Raw genomic sequence first — 19,844 nt, 5'->3', positions numbered from 1 at the left:
TTCATTTCTTTGTTTCTTTGGTTTAGGGCCAATTTAAATGCTGAAATCTTTTCATTTGGGTTCTATTTCGTTAAACGGATGCCCATAATTGTTAACATCTTTTCTGCATAACGTTTTCCAAACTCACGATATCCTTCTGCATTGAAGTGGAGATTATCCGGTGAATCGGCACAACCTTTCGATGAAATAACATGTGCAGTTGGAATGATAGCAGGCAGTTGATTAATGATGTTATTCATACCTGCGCAAACACCGCCTTGTTCTGCATGTACGACTTCACCGGCAAGCAACGGAACATTTTGTGCATTGAGATGAAGATCACTCAGCAAATTTTTATACACCATGCTTACTTTTTTCGGCCAAGTTGTATCGCCTGTATTTGATTCGCCCTGGTGCAATAGTATTCCTTTAATCACACCTTCTTTTTGCGCCAGCTTTGCCATTTCAACCAAACGTCCATATGGATTGCCATCATACTCTTTCAATGCATTCATCATCCAGTTAGGTGCATTTGCTGTGTATGTTTGATAATTATCTCTGTCGAACAAATCGATTTTACAACCACCAACGGAAACGTTGATGACGCCTACCTTTACATTCGCAGGAAGATTGGCTAACAATGTTCTTCCGAAATAATCAACAGGTGTTAAACCTGTTCTGCAGCGGCATAACGGAGGAACTGCTGTGTACCATTTCCCTTTTTCTCTGCCGATAGCCGGACAATCAACTGCTTCCAATACTTTGAAACGGGGATCAACACTCATTGTATCCTGTGCTTCAATTCTTGCATAGCCTTCCATATTCGATTGACCGAAGCTTAAGAAAATATAAAAGTTGGGATCCTGCGCAAAAACGTTTGTACAGGTTGAAACAAGAATGAATGCTGCTATGATTATCTTTTTCATTTTTATTCTGATGTTCTTATTATTTAAACAGCAATTGTGCAAAATTGTAAATGTTGTTGCGCCATACCGGCCATGTATGTCCGCCGGGATATTCACTGTACTTGTACTTAATGTTCAACTCATCAAATTTTGCAAGCATGATCTTGCAATTGTTGTAAGCAATATCTTCTTTACCACCCATAGCGATCCAGAATTGTTTCAGGTTAGTATTGATGGTGCTTGCATTGGTTTTCATGAATTCATATTGAGGATTGGAAAGCGCAGGCTGATTGCTCCACCATCCCGAACTGAACACACCGAGATAAGCAAACATGTTTGTATTGCGTACACCTGCATGCAATGTTTGCAATCCACCCATTGATAAACCGGCCAACGCCCTGCTGTTTGCATCAGTTGCAACACGGTAATTTTTTTCAATGAATGGAATAAGCGTTTGCTTTAATTCATTTTCAAAAGCACGCAAGGCCTGTTCACCAAAACCACCAGGGCCGCCCGCTGAAACATTGCCATCCATCATCACAATGATCATTGGTTTTGCTTTTTGTTCAGCAATTAAATTGTCGAGGATGATATCGGTTTTGCCTTGCATGGCCCAGCCACGTTCATCTTCGCCACCGCCATGTAATAAATAGAGCACAGGATATTTTGCTGTTGTATTGGCATCATAACCCGGCGGTGTGTAGATGTAACATTGCCTCCACGAACGTGTAACCGCAGAATAATATTTTTTAATGCGGATGTCGCCATGCGGCACATCTTTCAATTCATAATAGCCATCGCCTTTGAAAGGAATTTCAATACCACTTGCCATGCGCCCCATGCCATAAAAAGTTTCGCTTGCAGGATCAGCTACTGCTACTCCATCAATGATCAATGAATAGTAATGAAATCCTTCGCTGATAGAATCGGTAGTAACGATCCAATAACCTCCGGTATCTTTCTGCATATCATATTTCTTTCCTAAGTCGATCTGCACTTTTTGTGCATCGGGTGCTTTGATGCGAAACATCACACGACTATCAGGTAATATTTGCGGATATTTTGCTGAACGAATATTACTTGCAGCTGTAGTTCCCGATACTGTGTACTTCGAAAACTGCGATGCATCAACCGGTTTAAAAAGGAATTGCGAAAACATATACAATCCATTCTTCCATACTTTAAAATCATGTCCGCCTGGTTCCAAGTAATAAATATGTGGCACATCATTTTGACGCAGGTAATCATGAGTGCGTTTGCTGAACGAAAGCAAACCATCAGCATCACCACAGGAGATAAACAATAATTTCAATTGTTGTTTCGCTGTTTCAGGATTAGGTACCAGTTCCTGTGGCAACTTTGTATTGGGAGCTGAAGAAAATCCGCCCACCCATGCAAACCTGTCGAGATTACCTAATCCGAAATTCAACGATTGTCCGCCGCCCATCGACAAACCTGCAATCGCTCTGTTTTCACGATCCTTGTAAACAGGAAATTTCTTTTCAATGAACGGAATGAGATCATTCAGCAGATCCTGCTCAAATGTTGCAAAGGCCTGCACTTTATCCTGCGACATAATGTTGCCCGTTGCACGGTCGTCTTTCATTGCTCTGCCGTTTGGCATCACAACGATCATTGGCTGGAGTTTTCCTTCCGCATAAAGATTATCAAGAATATTTTGTGGCTTCCCGCCATTGAGCCATTCTTTTTCATCGCCGCCAATTCCATGTAACAAATACAGTACAGGATATTTTTTCTTTTTTGAAAAACCTGGTGGTGTATAAACCAATGCTCTTCTGTTTGCGCCTACTGTTTTCGAATTGTAAGTGATCGTATCAATTTTTCCTTTTGCAATTTCTGTGCGTACTTCTTCAAATCCTTTTGGCATCTGCTTCAGTATTTCCTGCGCCTGCAAATGCATCAATGAACAAATTAAAACAGCAGCACTGAATAGTTTCTTTATCATGATCGAAAATTATCTGCGTTTGATTAAACCGGTTTTATAATTTGATACTTGCCGCTTAACTGCAGCAAGCTGAATAAATACAATAAGCCATCATAGTAAGGATCGAAATAACCATCTTCATACGGCTCCAGTTTTGCATTCCACAATGCATGTACAAAATCGTAACGGTTATTTTCTGAATAGATCATCTCCGTTGTTGCCAATGTGGATACAAGCCCGAGCGAGTGACGAAGTTTTTTAAATCCACCTGCCTGCAAAATAGAATCAGGTCTTGTGCCATCCATGTTAAACTGGTCATCAAAACTGTTGATACCTTTTGAACGGAAGAACTGCTGAATACGTTTTGCATAATCAACTTGCCATGCTGCATCTTTTTTGAACCATGCATAGTCCATGGAAATATTCATGGGCACACGCCACGAATCATAACGGAATGCAACAGGTATCCATCTCGTATTATGTGGTGCACCGCTGAATTCACTGTAATCAGGATTTAAACCTGTAACGGGGTGACAGGCTCTGTGTAAATACGCTCTTGATGTATCTGCACATTCTTTATAAAATGCTTCATGTCCATCTTTTGCATACAACGCCCATACTTCCATAAATGAAGGAAGATGATAAGAAGGATCTGTCCAGGTATAGCCATTGCCTTCTGGAACAAAGCTGATCTGTTTGTGTTCTTTGTTGATGACATGAAAAATATTACCCGTACCATCTTTCTTCCACATGGCATCTAAAATTCTGCGTGCTTCGCCGTAGTAATTGATGCCGGTATTGTTGCCCCACTTGTTGGCAGCAAAGAGCAAACTTGTAACAAAATACAATTCACCATCTGATGCAGAACCTTGTGAATTTCGTTTTAGTGTTTGCGGATTAATACTCCACGCAAAGTATGCTTCTCTTGGCCCTTCCTGGTGCTGTGTATATTTTTTTGTCCATCGCCATATTCTGTCGAACACTTCTTTCTTATTCATCTGCACAGCCACCATCATCCCATAAGAAAGTCCTTCGCTTCTTGCATCATGATTTTTTAAATCAGATACATAGCCCATGGTATCACCCACGTTGAAATAAATTCCTTGCGGACTTTCAAAGAGATCACGGTATGCTTTCTCAATCTTCGCATCTATATCTGCTTGTTTATAACCGGCTTCTTTAAATACATTTTTGTACGCAGGTGTTGCATTCTTTTGTTTGCTCTTTTTCGACTGCGCATCTGCATACGAACATACCAACAGCAATGCAGTTATAGATAACATCAGCAAGAAGCGATGACTTTGTTTTGACATAAAAATGATATTCATTTATCGCAGCTTCTATTTTATTTAAAAAGAGATGGCGCCATTTCGTATAAACTTCTCCGCCAGCTTTGAAATTCATGTGCTGTACCCGGAGAAACATAAGTAGCCACTTTATAGCCTGCAGCTTTTAAATCTGCTTCAACTTTAGGAAGCCCCTCAGCGCCACGTGTTTCTTTACTTCCATAGGAGATGAAAATGAATTTTGGTTTCATTTTACCTTCCAGTTGTGCGGGTGTATAATTACCGCCGCTTAATAATCCCCAATAGCCAAACACCTCTGGTTTTGCCAATGTGATCGTATGTGTTTCAAAACCACCCATCGATAAGCCGGCCATCGCTCTGTTATCTCTGTTGGCTTTTGTACGGAAATGCGCATCGATGTAAGGAATTAATTCATCGAGTAATACAGTTTGAAACGCACCTACACCAGTGATTTCGCCCGCAGTAATTCCTGTTGCCACTCTGCCTGGTGCACCCATTCCACCTCCGGCAGGGGGTGCAGGATTATTAAGAGTAGTGGGTGTACCGGCCGGAGCAGGTGGTGGTGTTGGTCTGCGTCCGATTGGCATACCGGTATTGGTCATGCCATATGTCATTACAATAATGAACGGTTTTATTCTTCCCGATGCGATCATGTTATCCATGATGAGATTTGTTTTTCCCTGCACAGCCCATGAAGTTTCATTTTCTCCCCAGCCATGTTGCAGGTAAAGCACAGGATATTTTGTGTTGTCTTTTTCATAACCCGGAGGAGTATATACCACTGCTGCTCTTTGCGTGTTGGTACTTTTAGAAGGGAAAATGATATGCTGCATATTGCCATGCGGTACGTCTTTTAATGCATAAATGTCCTGGTCTTTAGCAGGAATTTCTATTCCGCTTTCCCAACGTTGCGATCCATAAAAAAATCCGGTACCTGGATCATTGAAAGTAGCACCATCAACATTTACCCTGTAGTAATGAAAACCCTCATCCATTGGGCCTGCAGTTGTGCCGATAAAATAGCCGCTATCTGCCTTCACTAATTTTGTTCCTCCTTGTCCGCCAAGGCCAAGGCTAACTCTAACACTGTCTGCATTGGGTGCATGAATTCTAAACCTTGCATAGCCTTGTGAGTTTACCTGTGGGTATGCCTGAAATGGTTGATTAAATGGAGATGGCTTAAAATCTTCTATAATGGTTGTTTGTGCGAAACCTGTACTGTCGGCTATAAGTATAGCTGCCAACAGAACTACTGATCTTAATTTCATACTACCTGTTTTAAAGTGGTTAAAAAGTGTTTACTATGTTTTATTTAAAAATTTCCTCAAGTGTGGTAGCTAAGTATAATTTGCAATTCATCCATGTATGTCCGCCGGGTACGATGTAGCTTTTCAGCTTGATCTTTTTCTCTTCAAACATGGCAATGTTCTTCTTTACAGGTTCGAATAGAAAATCTTCTGTACCAACACTGATGGTAAATAATTTTACCTGCTGATTGATCTTATCAGCATCAGGGGAGTAGTTGGCGAAATTTTTCTGAAACTCTTCTGTTGCTGTAAACGGTGCATAAGAACTTATGTAAGCAAATTTGTCGGTGTTGGTTAAACCAATGTTGAGTGTTTGTCCGCCACCAACAGAGAATCCTGCTATAGCACGGTGTTTACTATCTGTGTTCACTGGATAGTTTGCTTCAATAAAGGGGATGATATCATTCATCACATCTTTTGTAAAATCAGGCATTGGTTTAGGCCGCACATTACCGTAAGGCATTACAATAATCATGGGCACTGCTTTGCCTTGTGCAATCAAATTATCTGCAATAAAATTTGCATTGCCCACTTTTGTCCATGTTTCTTCTGTATCAGATCCGCCATGAATCAGGTACAAGACCGGATATTTTGTTTTACTGTTGGCATTATAACCCGGCGGTGTATACACCAACAACTGGCGTGTAGTTTCTAATGTGGCAGAGTTGTAATAACGGTAACTGATTTTACCGTGCGGTACATTTTGCAATGAATGAACCAATGGGGTATTGCCCGGAACTTCAACAACACTTCTTTTGAAACGCTCATTGGCGAACACATAGGTGTTGTTGGGATCGGCCAGTTCAACATTATCTACGTTAAAACTATATGGATAAATGTCGGGCTTGATATCTTTCACCGTAACAGACCATATGCCGGATGTATCTTTTACAAATGGAAGAGGTGCTGTAAGAAATTCTCCTTTTAATACCACAGCTTGTGCAGTTCGTGAATAATAGCGGAAAGTAACACTGCCATCGGCATTCACATCGGGTGAACTGATAACAGGTGGCCGTTGTTGTGCAAACACAGTACCGCTAATGAATAAACTTGCAAATGCTATGATAAATGATTTCATCTTATACTATTTAAAAAGTAAGGGTACTGTTTGCGCCATATAATCTTTCACATTCATCCATGTATGTCCGCCACCGGTGATGAGACTTTTGTGATTGATGTTCTTTGCTTTCAAATAATCGATAAATTCAACAGTTGATTTGTATAAAAAGTCTTCGCTACCAACACTTACCCAAAGCAGCTTGAAGTCTTTATTTGTTTGCGTAGGATTATCAATCAAATTTTTATACCTGCTGTCCATTTCCTGAGGAGACAGGTATGCACTGTAGCAACAGATCCATGAAAACTTATCGGTGTTACTGAAAGCAGTTCGTAAAGTTTGTCCGCCACCTCTTGAAAAACCACCAATGGCTCTGCTGTCACGGTTATTGATGGTGCGGTAATTTTTTTCGATGTAGGGAATGATGTTGTTGATAATATCTGTTTCAAACAGTTTTGCACGGGTAACAGCATCTTCACTATCTCTTCCAACAATATCAGCAGGCTTGGCTTGTTTTTTCTGTTCCGCTATTCTCGCCATTGGATTACCATAAGGCATCACAACAATCATCGGAGTAGCTTTTCCGTCAGCAATCAGGTTATCGAGTATGAGATTTGTTTTACCTACTTTAAAAAATGTTTCTTCTGTATCAGTTGTTCCGCTGATAAGATAGAATACAGGATATTTTTTTCCTTGTTGCTGATCATAACCAGGCGGCGTATATACCACTACTGAACCAGTTGAGCCTTCAACAGAAGGATAGTATTCGTACGTAACACTGCCATGCGGAACATTTTTCATTGAGTGGATCAAGGGCGTTTCGCCCGGAATATCAACAAGGCTTGCCTTGAACCGTTCGTTTGGGAAAAAGGAAACATTAGCTGGATCCATTACTGTGACTCCATCAACCGTAAAACTGTATGGATAGATATCAGGCTTTATTGGCCCAACAGTTATACTCCAGATACCAATGGTATCTTTTGTCATTGGAAGTTGAGCTGCACCAAACTGGCTTCCGCCGAGTTTCACTTCTTTTGCTGAAGGAGCGAGATAACGAAAGGTTACTTTTTTATCAGCATGTACCTGTGGAGAAATTACAAAAGGTCCACGTGGTGGTTGTGCAGTTGCAGACCATGTACAGAAAACAATTCCTGCTGCAAGCACAAATCGCCGAAATAAAGTTGTTGTCATTTTTTGATTGCTTTCGTTAACATTTTTTGTACGACCTGGCTTGATGAATACAAAGGGTTTCAATCCTTGTGCAACAACTGATGTGGATATTCGGCTTCACAGGCAATTCCTGTTGCCAAACTTATCCGCAACAGTCACGGCTGTGTATGTGAAATTTTGTTCAGGTCGGTGGCAATGTGTCAAATCGTTACAAGTTAACCAGCCCCCTACTCTTAAACTTCCAAAAAACCACAGCGGAAAATATTATACAACAGATCCGTTTATACTATTTGTTGTTAGTAAACTGACAGTGAAAATCAATCCGCTATTTTTCGTTCAGATTGTAAGATCATTGCATCATCATCGTTACAATTTGCCCCGGCTTTGTAGTTATATCATACAAAAACGTTTTGCCTAACACAGCAGGCGCAAGATTTGCTTTTTCAGAAACAACAGGTTCTTTGATGATTTCCGTTGCATAAAACGGATTAGAGTTTTCGCCAACGGCATTTTTAAATACCGCACCATTCGTTGCTTTCAGTTGATTGGGTACACGTACTCTCAAATTACCTCCCAGTGTTGATTTGATCACCGCTTTCACCAGCTTTCCATTCTTCCATTCCAACTGTACAATTTCAAAACCACCTCTTGCACGCAAGCCCGTTATGCTTCCGCCGCTTTGCCAAACAGTTGGTAATGCAGGAAGCAGATGAATGGCACCATCTGAGCTTTGCATCAGCATTTCAGTGATGCCCGATGTACAACCAAAATTTCCATCGATCTGGAAAGGAGCGTGTGCATCAAACAGATTGTTGTACGTACCACCGCCACCTTCTACTGTGCCAACAGGTGTTAACTGATTTTGGATGAGTTTGTATGCATGATTTCCATCCAGCATTTTTGCCCACCAGTTTACTTTCCATCCCATGCTCCATCCTGTTGAAATATCACCACGATGAAGCAGTGTAATTTTTGCTGCACTATGCAGTTGTGCTGTGCGGTAAGCTGAGATCTGGTTGGAAGGAAACAAACCATAGAGGTGTGATATATGACGATGTTTATCGTTGGGGTCATCAATATCATCGAGCCATTCTTGTAATTGCCCATGTTGACCAATATGCATCGGGGCCAAACGATCACGCATTTGTTTCAGCGTATCAACAAACGATTTGTCTTTCTTTAAAATTTCTGCAGCACGTATCGTTGAGCTGAACACATCAAACACAATTTGATTGGTCATGGTTGTTCCTGCATCAAGCGAAGAACCCTGGTGTGCTTTGGGTGCATTCTCGGGCGACATATCCGGATTCATCAGTAACCATTTTTTGGTTGGATGCTCTACCAAAAAATCAACATAAAATAACGCTGCACCTTTTAACACCGGATAAGCAGTTGCCAAAAATGTTTTATTCCCATTGTACAAATAATGTTCCCACAAATGCTGACTGAGCCAGCCACCGCCATTGGCCCATGCTCCCCAAAATACACCATCCACTGCACCGGTTGCACGCCAGATGTCAGTATTATGATGCGCCATCCAACCTCTGGCACCATACATATCTTTTGCCGTTTGTACACCTGTAACAGATAATTCTTTCACCATTTGCAACAACGGTTCATGCAGCTCCGAAAGATTTGTTTTTTCTGCAGGCCAGTAGTTCATCTCGGTGTTGATATTGATGGTGTACTTGCTGTCCCATGGTGGACGGAGTTTATTATTCCAGATGCCCTGCAGGTTGGCAGGTTGTCCTCCTGGTTGTGAGGATGAGATCAGTAAATAACGCCCAAACTGGTAATACAATGCAGCAAACTGCGGATCGTTGACGGTTGTAAAATTTTTCAACCGTTCATTGGTTGGTTTTGCTGCTGCGTCGGTTACACCAAGATCGATCTTTACTCGGTTAAACTGTTTTTGATACGCTGCAATATGTAGCGGCTTAATCTGCTGAAAAGATTTTGTAACAGCTTTGTTGAGATAAGAAGCTGCACGTTCGTTTTCATTCCCGCTTACATTATTATAGTTATTAAAACTTGTGGCAATGGAAATATAGATGGTAACTGTTGTTGCGTTTTTAATACTAATGGATGTATCATTTGCGGAAGAACTACCACCTTCTGTTTTTATTTGTGTAATGCCTTTGTAACGAAGCATTCCTTTTACCCCTTCATGATCAACTGTGGTTCCACCAATCGTCAATTGTTTTCCGGCAACAGTTTTTCTTTCAGCATTAGGAAGAACAGATGTATAAAAAGCAGTGAAGGAAATACTGTTGGGTTTACTGGCACTAAGATGCATGACGATCACACGATCAGGAAAAGATGCCAGTACTTCTCTTGTGTAGTTGATATTTCCAACAGTATAAGTTGTTTTGGCAATTGCTTTTTCAATATCCAGTTCACGGTAATAGTTACTGTGGTTATCATGGCCTTCAAAACGAAGATGCAATTCACCGGCAGGTTCAAACATTTGTCCATGCGATTTTTTGCTGATGATCACTTTGTTGGCTAAACGTTCGGCATCTTTTTGTTTGCCTTCAAAAATCAATTGTCGAAGCTGTGCTAAAGAATCCAATGCAAGTGGATTATCATTTCTGTTCGGACTTCCGCTCCACAAAGTATGTTCATTCAACTGGACAGTTTCGGTTGATACATTGCCGTAGATCATTGCACCTAATCGTCCGTTGCCAATGGGCAATGCATTTTCCCATGTTTTACCGGAAGAAGTATTATACCAAAGTTTTAAACCCGGATTCGTTTGTGCAAAACAAATACACTGAGCAAAAAGAAAAGAAAGGAATACTAAATATTTCATGACAAACTTATAAACTGGTAATTGCCTAAATGTAAATCATCCTTTTAAACAATTGCCACTTGTTTATTTACTCAGAAAGTGAACACTCTTTATAAACAATTCATGATTGCTTCCACCCTTAAATTTAATAAATAGGTCATGTTTTCCTGTTACGCTATTTAAAGCTTTGCTTACTGACTTCCATTTACTTTCACCTGTTACTGCAACCGGTATTTTTGCTATTAACTTACCCGTTTTTAAATTGTCGATCCATATTTCCAAGTTACCTGCTTTAACTGCCGATATAATGAGTTCAATTTGAGTGGCCTTGTTTCCAGTTTCAACACCAGAGAGCATAAACCAACCGCCATGATCAGAATTATTCGTTACAACCGCTTCTTCTCCAAAAGTTACTTTTTCAACGCCATAATAATTACTGTAACCAACTGCAGGCATTGCCGAGAAACCATCTTTACAAACGAAAAAATCAAAATCGGCCGGCTTCCCTTCTGTAAACACGCCAATACTTGTACCAACCCATGAGTTGTAATTCGGTTGCACCTTATCTAAACTAACTGCACTGATAGGTGCACCCATAGACAACCATTTTTTCCCATCTGCACTGTAATAAGCAAACAACTTATGCAGTTGCCGCTCTACTTTTAGCCATACAATATTGCCTGTTGTATTTGTAATTTTTCGAACAGCTGTATCTAATGAGAATACAAGCTGCCTTCCATTATCAAATCCACTATATAAACGCACAACGGTTTTTTGATTGCCGTTTGAAAGATAAAGACCGGCTTTTGCAGTAGTATCTGTTGCAGTAAAATCAACTTTTGTTACTGCGGTATAATAATGATCTGTTTCTTTTTGCACAAGGCTTGTACGGCCGCTATCGGGGCTAAGCCTTATCCAACCTTTGCGTGCAGAAAGTGAATAGTTGGCGATATCTTTTTTCGTTAAAAAATGCCACCATAACTGGAGTGTATCTTTTTCAAAATAATCTGCGTTCACACTGCGCCATAAAATGCCTGCTTTTGGTAAGTTTGGTTTTTGAATGGGTTGTGTTGTTGGAGCCATTCCCCAAGGACGATCACCCTCCCATATCACAGGATAAAGCGATGATTGTCGACCTTTACCCGACCAATCATCGTTACCATATTTTTCATAACTCTGCCCAATTGTCCACCATGTTCCATCAGCTAATTGAATTGGCGCTGAAATATGATTGGGTCTGCGAAAACCAACATTGGGATCTGTAATTGGTTTGAAAAATTCGCCTAACCTTTCCCATTGTGTTGAATCACTTGTTAATGATTTTCCTCTCAATACATATTGTCCGCCCGAAACATCGCCTGCAGGGAAATAATAATAGTATCCATTGCGCTTGCACATTACCGGCCCTTCGGCCCAACTGTATTGAAGCTTTGCATTGATCCAATCAAGATTAATAACGGTATCGGTCAACTGCCCATCTCTTCCAAGAGCTTGTATGCGATTTACTTTCTGCCCGTTTTTGATTACCATATAAGGTTTGCCATCATCGTCCACAAAAATGGAGTTATCGTAACCAAGCGGACCTGTAACCGGATTTGATTTTACAGGAACAGGATCGCTCCATGGGCCGTATGGTGTTGAGGCCTTACTGAAATGCTGTCCGTTAGCTGAAAAATAAATCCAGTAAGAGCCGTAGAAATAAGTAATAGCACCCTGCCAAATACCTGCAGAGGGACGATCTGTAACAAATCCAGCTTTTGCAGGAGTAACCACACGGCTTATCACTTTCCAATGCACCATATCTTTTGAATGATAGATCGGCAGATAAGGTGTAAAATGGAAACTGGAACCGCAATGATAAAAATCATCTCCTACTCGTAACATGGTAGGATCAGGATGATCACCCGGCAAAACAGGATTAACGTAGGTTTTAACCTGGTTATAATAAACAGATGAATCAACATCATCTTTTTGCCCCAAAACAATTAACACATTCAATAAAAACAAACTAACAAGTGCTATGCTACGATGATTGTATACGTTCATACCGTTCTGTTTATTCTTTGCTACTTTCAATTTTCGCAATTAAAAGAATTTTATATCTTACTTTTTACAATGCTGTTGATCAATGATTGCTAAGTAAATATTTGAATGCAACTAATGCAAAGTCCGCTGTAGAAACGGCGGACGATTGACTATCGATTGCTATGCGAGAAAAACTTTTTTTTACATTAAATCTTTTGTCCACCTATCTATAATATGTACAAAGGCTTATTTATTCTTGTTTTTTAATTCAATGACCTTATAAAAAGCGGGTTTAGGTTTAAACTCTTTATCGAAGAGGAGCGGATAATTAGTTCTGCCACGAATGGGGAAACCATTCAACCAGGACTGTCCGTCATCTACACCCCAAAAAGTTACACGGCTGATTTTATTCTTGTGCTTTAAAAACAAACGGAAAACATCTTCGTATCCTTTGGCGAGTAATAACTGCACCGAATCCGGTAACCCTTTTGTATACGGGTTTAACTTTGTCTCGTATTCGGCACGTTGATTTAAATCGGCACCAACAATATCACGGGGATTTGGCAATACACTCAGATCCAGTTCAGTGAACATCACATCAATACCCAATGCGGAAAAGTCAAGAATGCTTTGCTCAATATCTTTCAACGGAATGTTTTTGACATGCCAGTGCCCTTGAATACCCACACCGTCAATGCGAACACCGGCAGCTTGTATCTTTTTTATGAGTGCAATGGCACCTGCTCTTTTTTTAGGTTGCTCTATATTATAATCATTGTAGTAAAGCTTTGTGGTAGGTGCGGCTTTTTGTGCCAGACGAAAAGCTTCTACAACAAAATCATCTCCCAGCTTTTCAAAAAAAATAGATTTACGCATTGTGCCATCTTCATTCAATGCTTCATTCACCACATCCCACGAATACACCTGGCCATCGTACCTGCCCGCAATGGTGTTAATGTGTTCTTTAAAAAATAGACGAACCGAATCTGCATCTTTCATGCGACGGACAAATTGCGGCAATTGACTATGCCAAATCAATGTATGTGCATTCACAACGATGTTATGCTTTTTGGCATAAGCAACCAATTTGTCTGAAAGGTCAAAATTATATCGGTTCCATTCCGGATGCATCACCTCAGCTTTCATGATATTCTCAGGTGTTACTGCATTAAATTGTTGGGGCACTAAGACGGCCGCACCGGGAATTCTCTCTTCAATCTGTGCATTATTCAATGCCGTGCCGATGAAGAAGTCATCTTTGAAAGTTTCTTTCAGCGAAGGTGTACCTGATGCGCCTGTTGTTTTCTGGACACTGCTGCAATTCAAGAATGTAATGCCGCCGAAAACAACGAAGAGAATATTTAAATACTTTGTGCGCATGCTTTTTTTGTGAAATTGATTTGTTCTGAATAGGATTTATAAGCAAAACTGCTAACCGATCCATTGTTCATTACAACAGAGACATGGATCTTTTAATTCTGCTTTTGATTTTTTAGTACACGAAAGGAGCGAATGTTTCAAATTTTACTCCCCTGTCACGAAGCACCAACGTATCGGTAAAGCTGTGTACTGTTGTTCCAAAATCGACTTGATATTTCAGATGCAATACATCTCGTTTTTGATTACCCCACATATCGCCCTTCTTTACAAATGTACCATTGCCTGTAACCGTGTAGCTGGCTGAAGCTGGTCCTGCAACTGTACACTTGCCGGTATTATCAAAATTCAGTACTAACTGAAAAGGAGCATTGATATTACCTTTATTCTTAGCGTTCAGGGAAATACTATCCTGCATCATTGATTTGGTAAAAAGATTGCATACTTCATCTTTTTCAACAAAAGCATTGCGGTATACAACTGTTGTATCTAATGCGGTATTACCGGCACTACCCTTTACTTCGTCTACGCCTCTGCGTAAGTAAACACCGTGGTAAGGATTTACATATTTAACAGCATACAGAACAAAGTCTTTTGGAGCAATACCCCAATCGCTTGCCAAACGGGGATCGGGAGATTGTTTTGTGGTTGAACCTCTCAAAACAGAATCTGCATTAACAACAGACAGAATCTTCAACGGAATTACGAATGTATTTTTAATAGCCCGTGGATCAGCAAAAAACGCATCTGTTAACTGCACTTCAAGTCCACCCATTACTTTGCCTGCAGGAATAACAATCTTCATGTCTTGCGGCAGAACATAATAGTTACTTGGCATGGCAACAACATCACTCCCACTTGCAGAACCAAACTTCAGCCTTTGTGTAAGTGTATTTTCTAACGCTACTGTAAGCGTGATATTCTTTTTGTTTTCATATACACCACCCATTGTGGCCATGATCAAAAACTTGCGCTGATTGTCCAATGTGTTATCAATAATATCTTCTCCGAGAACAAGCGTTCTTACCGGCGATTGATATGGAAAATACACGGTTGAATATTTATAATCGGGGAACTCCCATTTTTTATTACAGGCAGTTAATATCGAGAGCAACGTAAAGGATATTAAAAAAACTCTTTTCATATTATTATGCATTAATAATTATTGATAGGTGTTACCACCCTTTGTTTTGTTGAAGGTTGGCTTTTAACGCCTCAGTTAACGGAATAGGACCATAGTACATATCATTTGAATATTGTCTGTTTTCTACAGTCTGTATGCTAAACACGTTGTTGTTAATCGTTACTCCTTTTGCGGGCTCAGTGAGGTTTGCTTTCCAGCGACGGAGATCCCAAAAACGAAACCCTTCAAAACATAATTCCAATCGTCTCTCATTACGAATCAAATCACGCATACCTTCTTTTGTAGTGATGGATGCCAGGTATGTGTCAGGTTGTGCGATACCCGCTCTTTTTCTGATTGCTGCAATTATGTTACGAGCTGAGAGCCCATGAGTAGTTGTTCCGTCCGGTCCCCAGGCCTCATTCGCAGCTTCAGCACAAATCAAAAATATTTCGGTGTAACGTATGTGAACCGGATAATGCTTTTGCGTTGAAATCGAAGCCGGATTCGCATTTACATCTTCTCTTAGTAATTTACGCAGATAGTAGCCGGTTCTTGTTGATGTAGGAAGTATGTTCACTGCATCATTAGTGGGCGCATCGGTTTTGGTAAAAATCGTTCTGTTTGAAATAGTACCACCGTTTACTACGATATAGTTTCTTAATCTCGGGTCACGGTTGGCATACGGATTTGTTGCAACATAACCACTGGCAGGATCAGTAATTGGCAATCCATTGGCCATCGGAAATGCATCAACGAGATTTTGTGTTGGATTCACTCTTCCGTTTCCAAAAAGTGTAGGAGGAAAATTGTTGATCTCTAAATTATTAGTGTTAACAATATTACCTCTCCACAACATTTCCCGCTGTTCAATAGGAGCACCGGCAGATGGATTTATATTAATTGCATTTACATTCGCAGCCGTGTAAAACAAAGCCCCTTGAGGATCTAAACCATTGATACCTCCATTCAGATTAAGAATTTCACTTGCATAATTGGCTGCATTTTCCCATTTGCTGGCAGTTGCCTGCGGGTTATATGCAGGGCTTGCAGCCAGCAATGCCGTTCTTGCTTTTATAGCTTTTAAAATTCGTCCGGATATACGCTGTCTGCTGAAGGTTCCGAACACACGGTTATAATCTGCAACTGCCATGCTGCTATATTTTGCAGGTAATTGTCCGGCAGTAATGTTGACATAATCGAGTGGTAAATATTTTTCTGACTCTGCAAGATCAGTATAGATCTGCTGTATACACTGATCAAACGTATTACGTGGTTTTCTGAAATCAGAATTTGCTTCAAGCGCTTCTGTAATGATAGGTACACCCAATAATTCACCCCCGGCAGTGTATCCCGCATGTGCCTGAAGCAAGTTAAACATGAATAATGCTCTTAACCCGTAAACTTCTCCTTTCAAACGATCAGTAAATAAAGTACGTACATCTTTACTAACAGGCGACCAATTTACACTATCTACCTCCCGAAGAAATAAATTCAAATACAGAATTGCTGTATAAGAATTATTCCATTGATCAACAGGGTTATTGGCAGCAGACCATGAGCCCGTGGCCATATTCAGCAGCGGATTAAATTTATCGTTAGTCACCGCATCATCTGTGGCGACTTCGTTAAACGAATATCCATTTGTTGGAAGCCTTGTATATGCATTCATTAATATCCCCTCCGCATACGCAGGATCAGCATAAATATCTTCCAGTGTGCGGTGGTTATCGTCAAGTGGAGCAAGTGTTTTTTTACACCCTACCAGCACTAAACCAACAACAAAAAGTATCAGTAATTTTTTAAACATGTTTATCATTTTACTACGTGAGATCATACTTTAAAATTTGGCTCTGATTCCGATATTGTAATTCCTGAACTGTGGTGTACTGGCAACCGACAACTCGAGAATTTTCCTGTTCTGCGAGAACGTATACAAATTGGCACCTGAAACGTACACTACCAGATCCTTTACAAATGCGCTACGTAAAATTCTATTAGAAAAATTGTAAGTAAGCTGCACTTTGCTCAGGTTAAACCGGTCAGTTTTATACAACCAAAAATCTGAATTGCGAAAATTGTTGTTATTCTGTTGTGAGCTGAGGCGGGGATAAGTGGCAGTGGCTTTTGTCGCTTCCGTCCACCTGTTATTTACAACTTCAGAATATTTAAGATCACCGCTTACCCAATAGTAATTGTTATTGGTAATACCATTAGCCCCGTTGTTTCCTGTACCCAGCACAAACAGGCTGAAGTTTTTATATCCAACGGTGAAGTTGATTCCGTATGTAAAAGGTGCAATGAAACGACCGATCATGACTTCGTCTCTGGCATCAATCACGTTATCACCATTTTGATCTACGTACTTAATATCACCGGGTTTTACTTCACTGAATAATTGTCGTGGGCTGCTGTTGATATCGTTTTGATCCATAAAGAAGCCATCATTCACAAGACCAAATATAGCATCAGCTGGTTTACCGGTTCTGTTTTGATAATCATCCAGAAACAGCTCATCACGTTTGATAACTTTTGATTGTGAGTAAGTAGCTACAGCTCCAACGTTCAATTGAACATCCCCAAACTTCTTATCGATATTTAGCATCAAATCAAAACCGGTACGTTGATTTGTATTGTAGTTGGTAAAAGGTATGAATGAATTGAAATAGTTTGGATACTGTGAAAAGCGCTGCGTAAGAAGACCAGCCATTTGTGTCCTGAAATAAGTTGTCTGAAAAGTCAGCAGATTATTAAACAAAGCGCCTTCTAAAGTGGCATTCAACTCTTTTCGCTGTGGAAATGAAAGATTAGGACTCGCACCAAATCGAGAAGTTGTTGTTTGATTTTGCCCCGCAACACCATCGTTCCATGTAAAAAATCCACCTCTTTGATAAATATCATTATACAAATAGTAATCGGCGATATCGAGGTCGGTGCTTAGAATACCTGCGGATGCAGACAGTTTCAAATAATTTACTGCCTTTGAATTTTTCAGAAAGTTTTCTCCGCTAACTAACCATCCCACGCTCATGGTTAGAGAAAACCCTGTGCGGTTACCATCAGGCAACTTTGTTGAGTTTACATAAGCTCCGCTAAAGTCGGCCCAATACTTATGCTTGTAATTATAACCAACTTGTAAACCGAGATGCGAATTGGTAATTGGCTGATAGATATCATTTACAGTAGTAGATGACGTGTAACCCAACAGCTTCGAAGAAATATTGTGATTACTGTTTATCGTTTTATCATAGCTTAACCAGGTAGAAAAACCAATGTTCTGTCTTTGCGCCGAGTTATTAATGTTTTGCGTACCCGGACGGGCGTCTGCACCAAATCTCTGGCTCGTGCTCAGGGATAATGAATCGGCTGTAGCACTCCAGATAGGGTTGTACACTGCGTATGTGTTGTTGATCGATTGCAGGTAAGAATTTGCATAATCTAAATTGAACAACGTATGGAAAGATAAACCCTTCAACACCGAGCTGAGGTTAGCATTGATTTCATTTGTTACCTGAAATACACGACTGATATTTATATCATAGCCGGCCACATACAGGTCGGCAATGGGATTCGTTTGAAAACTTTGTAATCCACCCAGCAAGTATTTACCGTCGATCAGGTTACGACTTGCATTTGCAATTCCAAGAGACACTTTATCGTTGGGGGATATCAGATCTATTGGAATAAGCGGGGTAAACCTGTTAGGTAATAATGAAGCAGCGTTGCCCCAATAATTACCACGGGCCCGGCGGCTTTCGTTAAAAATCGCTGATACATAAACAGAGCTTGAAATCTTATCATTCAGCTTTAAATCAACGTTACCTCTAACATTCAAACGATTGTCATTTTCATTTTTACCTTCGCCGATATTCAGCAAGGTTGTACTGTTTGACCAACCAACATTTGAATAAAATCTTGCATTACTGTTTCCTCCTGAAAATTCAGCATTCGCATTGGTGAAATTCTGATATTTTTTCAGGTACTGTGAGGAATAATAATCTACACTTGGGAAACGAAAAGTATTACCTGTACGATGATTTTGAATAGTAGTGGCACTATAAAGATCTGCAAGTCCATCATTACGGCGTGCCTCATTATACAATGTCATGTAATCAGCAGAATTCAGGTAGTTAGGAAGTTCACTCGGTGTGGCAACACCTGTGTTTACACGCACGCCGATTTTACGACCATTTGCTACACCTTTCTTTGTTGTAATGAAAATAATGCCTTTCGCTGCCTGGCTGCCATAAAGTGCAACAGCGTTTACTCCTTTCAAAACAGAAATCTGTTCTACCTCGTTAAGAGTGATATCGTTAAATTCACGACGTACACCATCGATCATTACAATCGCATTCTCCAATCCCCAAATATTATTACTCCATAATAAACCGGCTACCCTTCCATTCATACCACCTTCAACGTTGAGGTTAAAGTCCCGGTCAATATATGTATCAGGGTTTAAAATGCTGATAGCACCGGGCACATCCTGTTTCTGAATCTTTCTAAAAGGCAGGTAAACTTCTTCCTCCGATCCATTTTCTACTGAAAGGCTGATGCTTGCCGGAATTGCCGTAGCTCTCAATGTCTGAATTCTGAAACCTTTGCCGGTTAACACCAGAACAGAATTTGCAGGTACTGTTATCGAGAATTTTCCGGCATTATCCGTATAAGCTACGGTTTTGCCCTCGTTACCTGACACCAGTACTCCGGAAACCGGCTTACCCTTATCATCGTAAACAACTGACGTGATGTTAACCTGGGGAACATCCTGCGCTTTCAACTTAAGGGTAAAGCAAGAGACAATCGCACAGAATACCACGCATATTTTAATATACTTCATTAACTAGTTTTTAAGGCT

12 protein-coding genes are annotated in these 19,844 nt (G+C 40.3%); all 12 read right to left on the bottom strand.

What is annotated here, in order from left to right; genetic code table 11:
- Positions 1-62 precede the first annotated feature (62 nt).
- Positions 63-905: a sialate O-acetylesterase gene (locus H4075_RS10075; protein WP_182806386.1), complete on the bottom strand. Its 843-nt coding sequence runs from the start codon at positions 903-905 to the stop codon at positions 63-65.
- A 19-nt stretch (positions 906-924) separates the two neighbouring features.
- Positions 925-2,850 carry an alpha/beta hydrolase-fold protein gene (locus tag H4075_RS10070; RefSeq protein ID WP_182806385.1) on the bottom strand — a complete coding sequence of 642 codons (1,926 nt, stop codon included), beginning with the start codon at positions 2,848-2,850 and terminating at the stop codon, positions 925-927.
- A 23-nt stretch (positions 2,851-2,873) separates the two neighbouring features.
- Complete coding sequence (locus tag H4075_RS10065) at positions 2,874-4,142, bottom strand: glycosyl hydrolase family 8 (RefSeq protein WP_220494935.1); 1,269 nt, start codon at positions 4,140-4,142, stop codon at positions 2,874-2,876.
- Positions 4,143-4,174: 32 nt separating this feature from the next.
- Positions 4,175-5,404 carry an alpha/beta hydrolase-fold protein gene (locus H4075_RS21680; RefSeq protein WP_255460439.1) on the bottom strand — a complete coding sequence of 410 codons (1,230 nt, stop codon included), beginning with the start codon at positions 5,402-5,404 and terminating at the stop codon, positions 4,175-4,177.
- Positions 5,405-5,444: 40 nt separating this feature from the next.
- Positions 5,445-6,521 carry an esterase gene (locus H4075_RS10055; protein ID WP_182806383.1) on the bottom strand — a complete coding sequence of 359 codons (1,077 nt, stop codon included), beginning with the start codon at positions 6,519-6,521 and terminating at the stop codon, positions 5,445-5,447.
- Positions 6,522-6,527: 6 nt separating this feature from the next.
- Positions 6,528-7,691, bottom strand: coding sequence for an alpha/beta hydrolase (locus H4075_RS10050; RefSeq protein ID WP_182806382.1), 1,164 nt, complete (start codon positions 7,689-7,691; stop codon positions 6,528-6,530).
- Between the two features lie 328 nt (positions 7,692-8,019).
- On the bottom strand, positions 8,020-10,482 hold the full coding sequence (locus H4075_RS10045; protein WP_182806381.1) for a glycoside hydrolase family 95 protein: 2,463 nt from the start codon (positions 10,480-10,482) through the stop codon (positions 8,020-8,022).
- A gap of 63 nt (positions 10,483-10,545) precedes the next feature.
- Positions 10,546-12,507: a family 43 glycosylhydrolase gene (locus H4075_RS10040; protein WP_182806380.1), complete on the bottom strand. Its 1,962-nt coding sequence runs from the start codon at positions 12,505-12,507 to the stop codon at positions 10,546-10,548.
- 225 nt (positions 12,508-12,732) lie between these two features.
- Entirely contained in the window at positions 12,733-13,866 is a 1,134-nt protein-coding gene (locus tag H4075_RS10035; RefSeq protein ID WP_182806379.1) for an endo-1,4-beta-xylanase, read from the bottom strand.
- A 112-nt stretch (positions 13,867-13,978) separates the two neighbouring features.
- Positions 13,979-15,007 carry a DUF5627 domain-containing protein gene (locus H4075_RS10030; RefSeq protein ID WP_182806378.1) on the bottom strand — a complete coding sequence of 343 codons (1,029 nt, stop codon included), beginning with the start codon at positions 15,005-15,007 and terminating at the stop codon, positions 13,979-13,981.
- A 31-nt stretch (positions 15,008-15,038) separates the two neighbouring features.
- Positions 15,039-16,796: a RagB/SusD family nutrient uptake outer membrane protein gene (locus tag H4075_RS10025; RefSeq protein WP_182806377.1), complete on the bottom strand. Its 1,758-nt coding sequence runs from the start codon at positions 16,794-16,796 to the stop codon at positions 15,039-15,041.
- Positions 16,797-16,826: 30 nt separating this feature from the next.
- On the bottom strand, positions 16,827-19,826 hold the full coding sequence (locus H4075_RS10020; protein WP_182806376.1) for a SusC/RagA family TonB-linked outer membrane protein: 3,000 nt from the start codon (positions 19,824-19,826) through the stop codon (positions 16,827-16,829).
- Positions 19,827-19,844: the final 18 nt, after the last annotated feature.

Source organism: Lacibacter sediminis (assembly GCF_014168535.1).
Classification (GTDB): Bacteria; Bacteroidota; Bacteroidia; order Chitinophagales; family Chitinophagaceae; genus Lacibacter; species Lacibacter sediminis.
The sequence above is the reverse complement of the archived record's forward strand: the minus strand, read 5'-3'. Positions and strand labels throughout refer to the sequence as shown.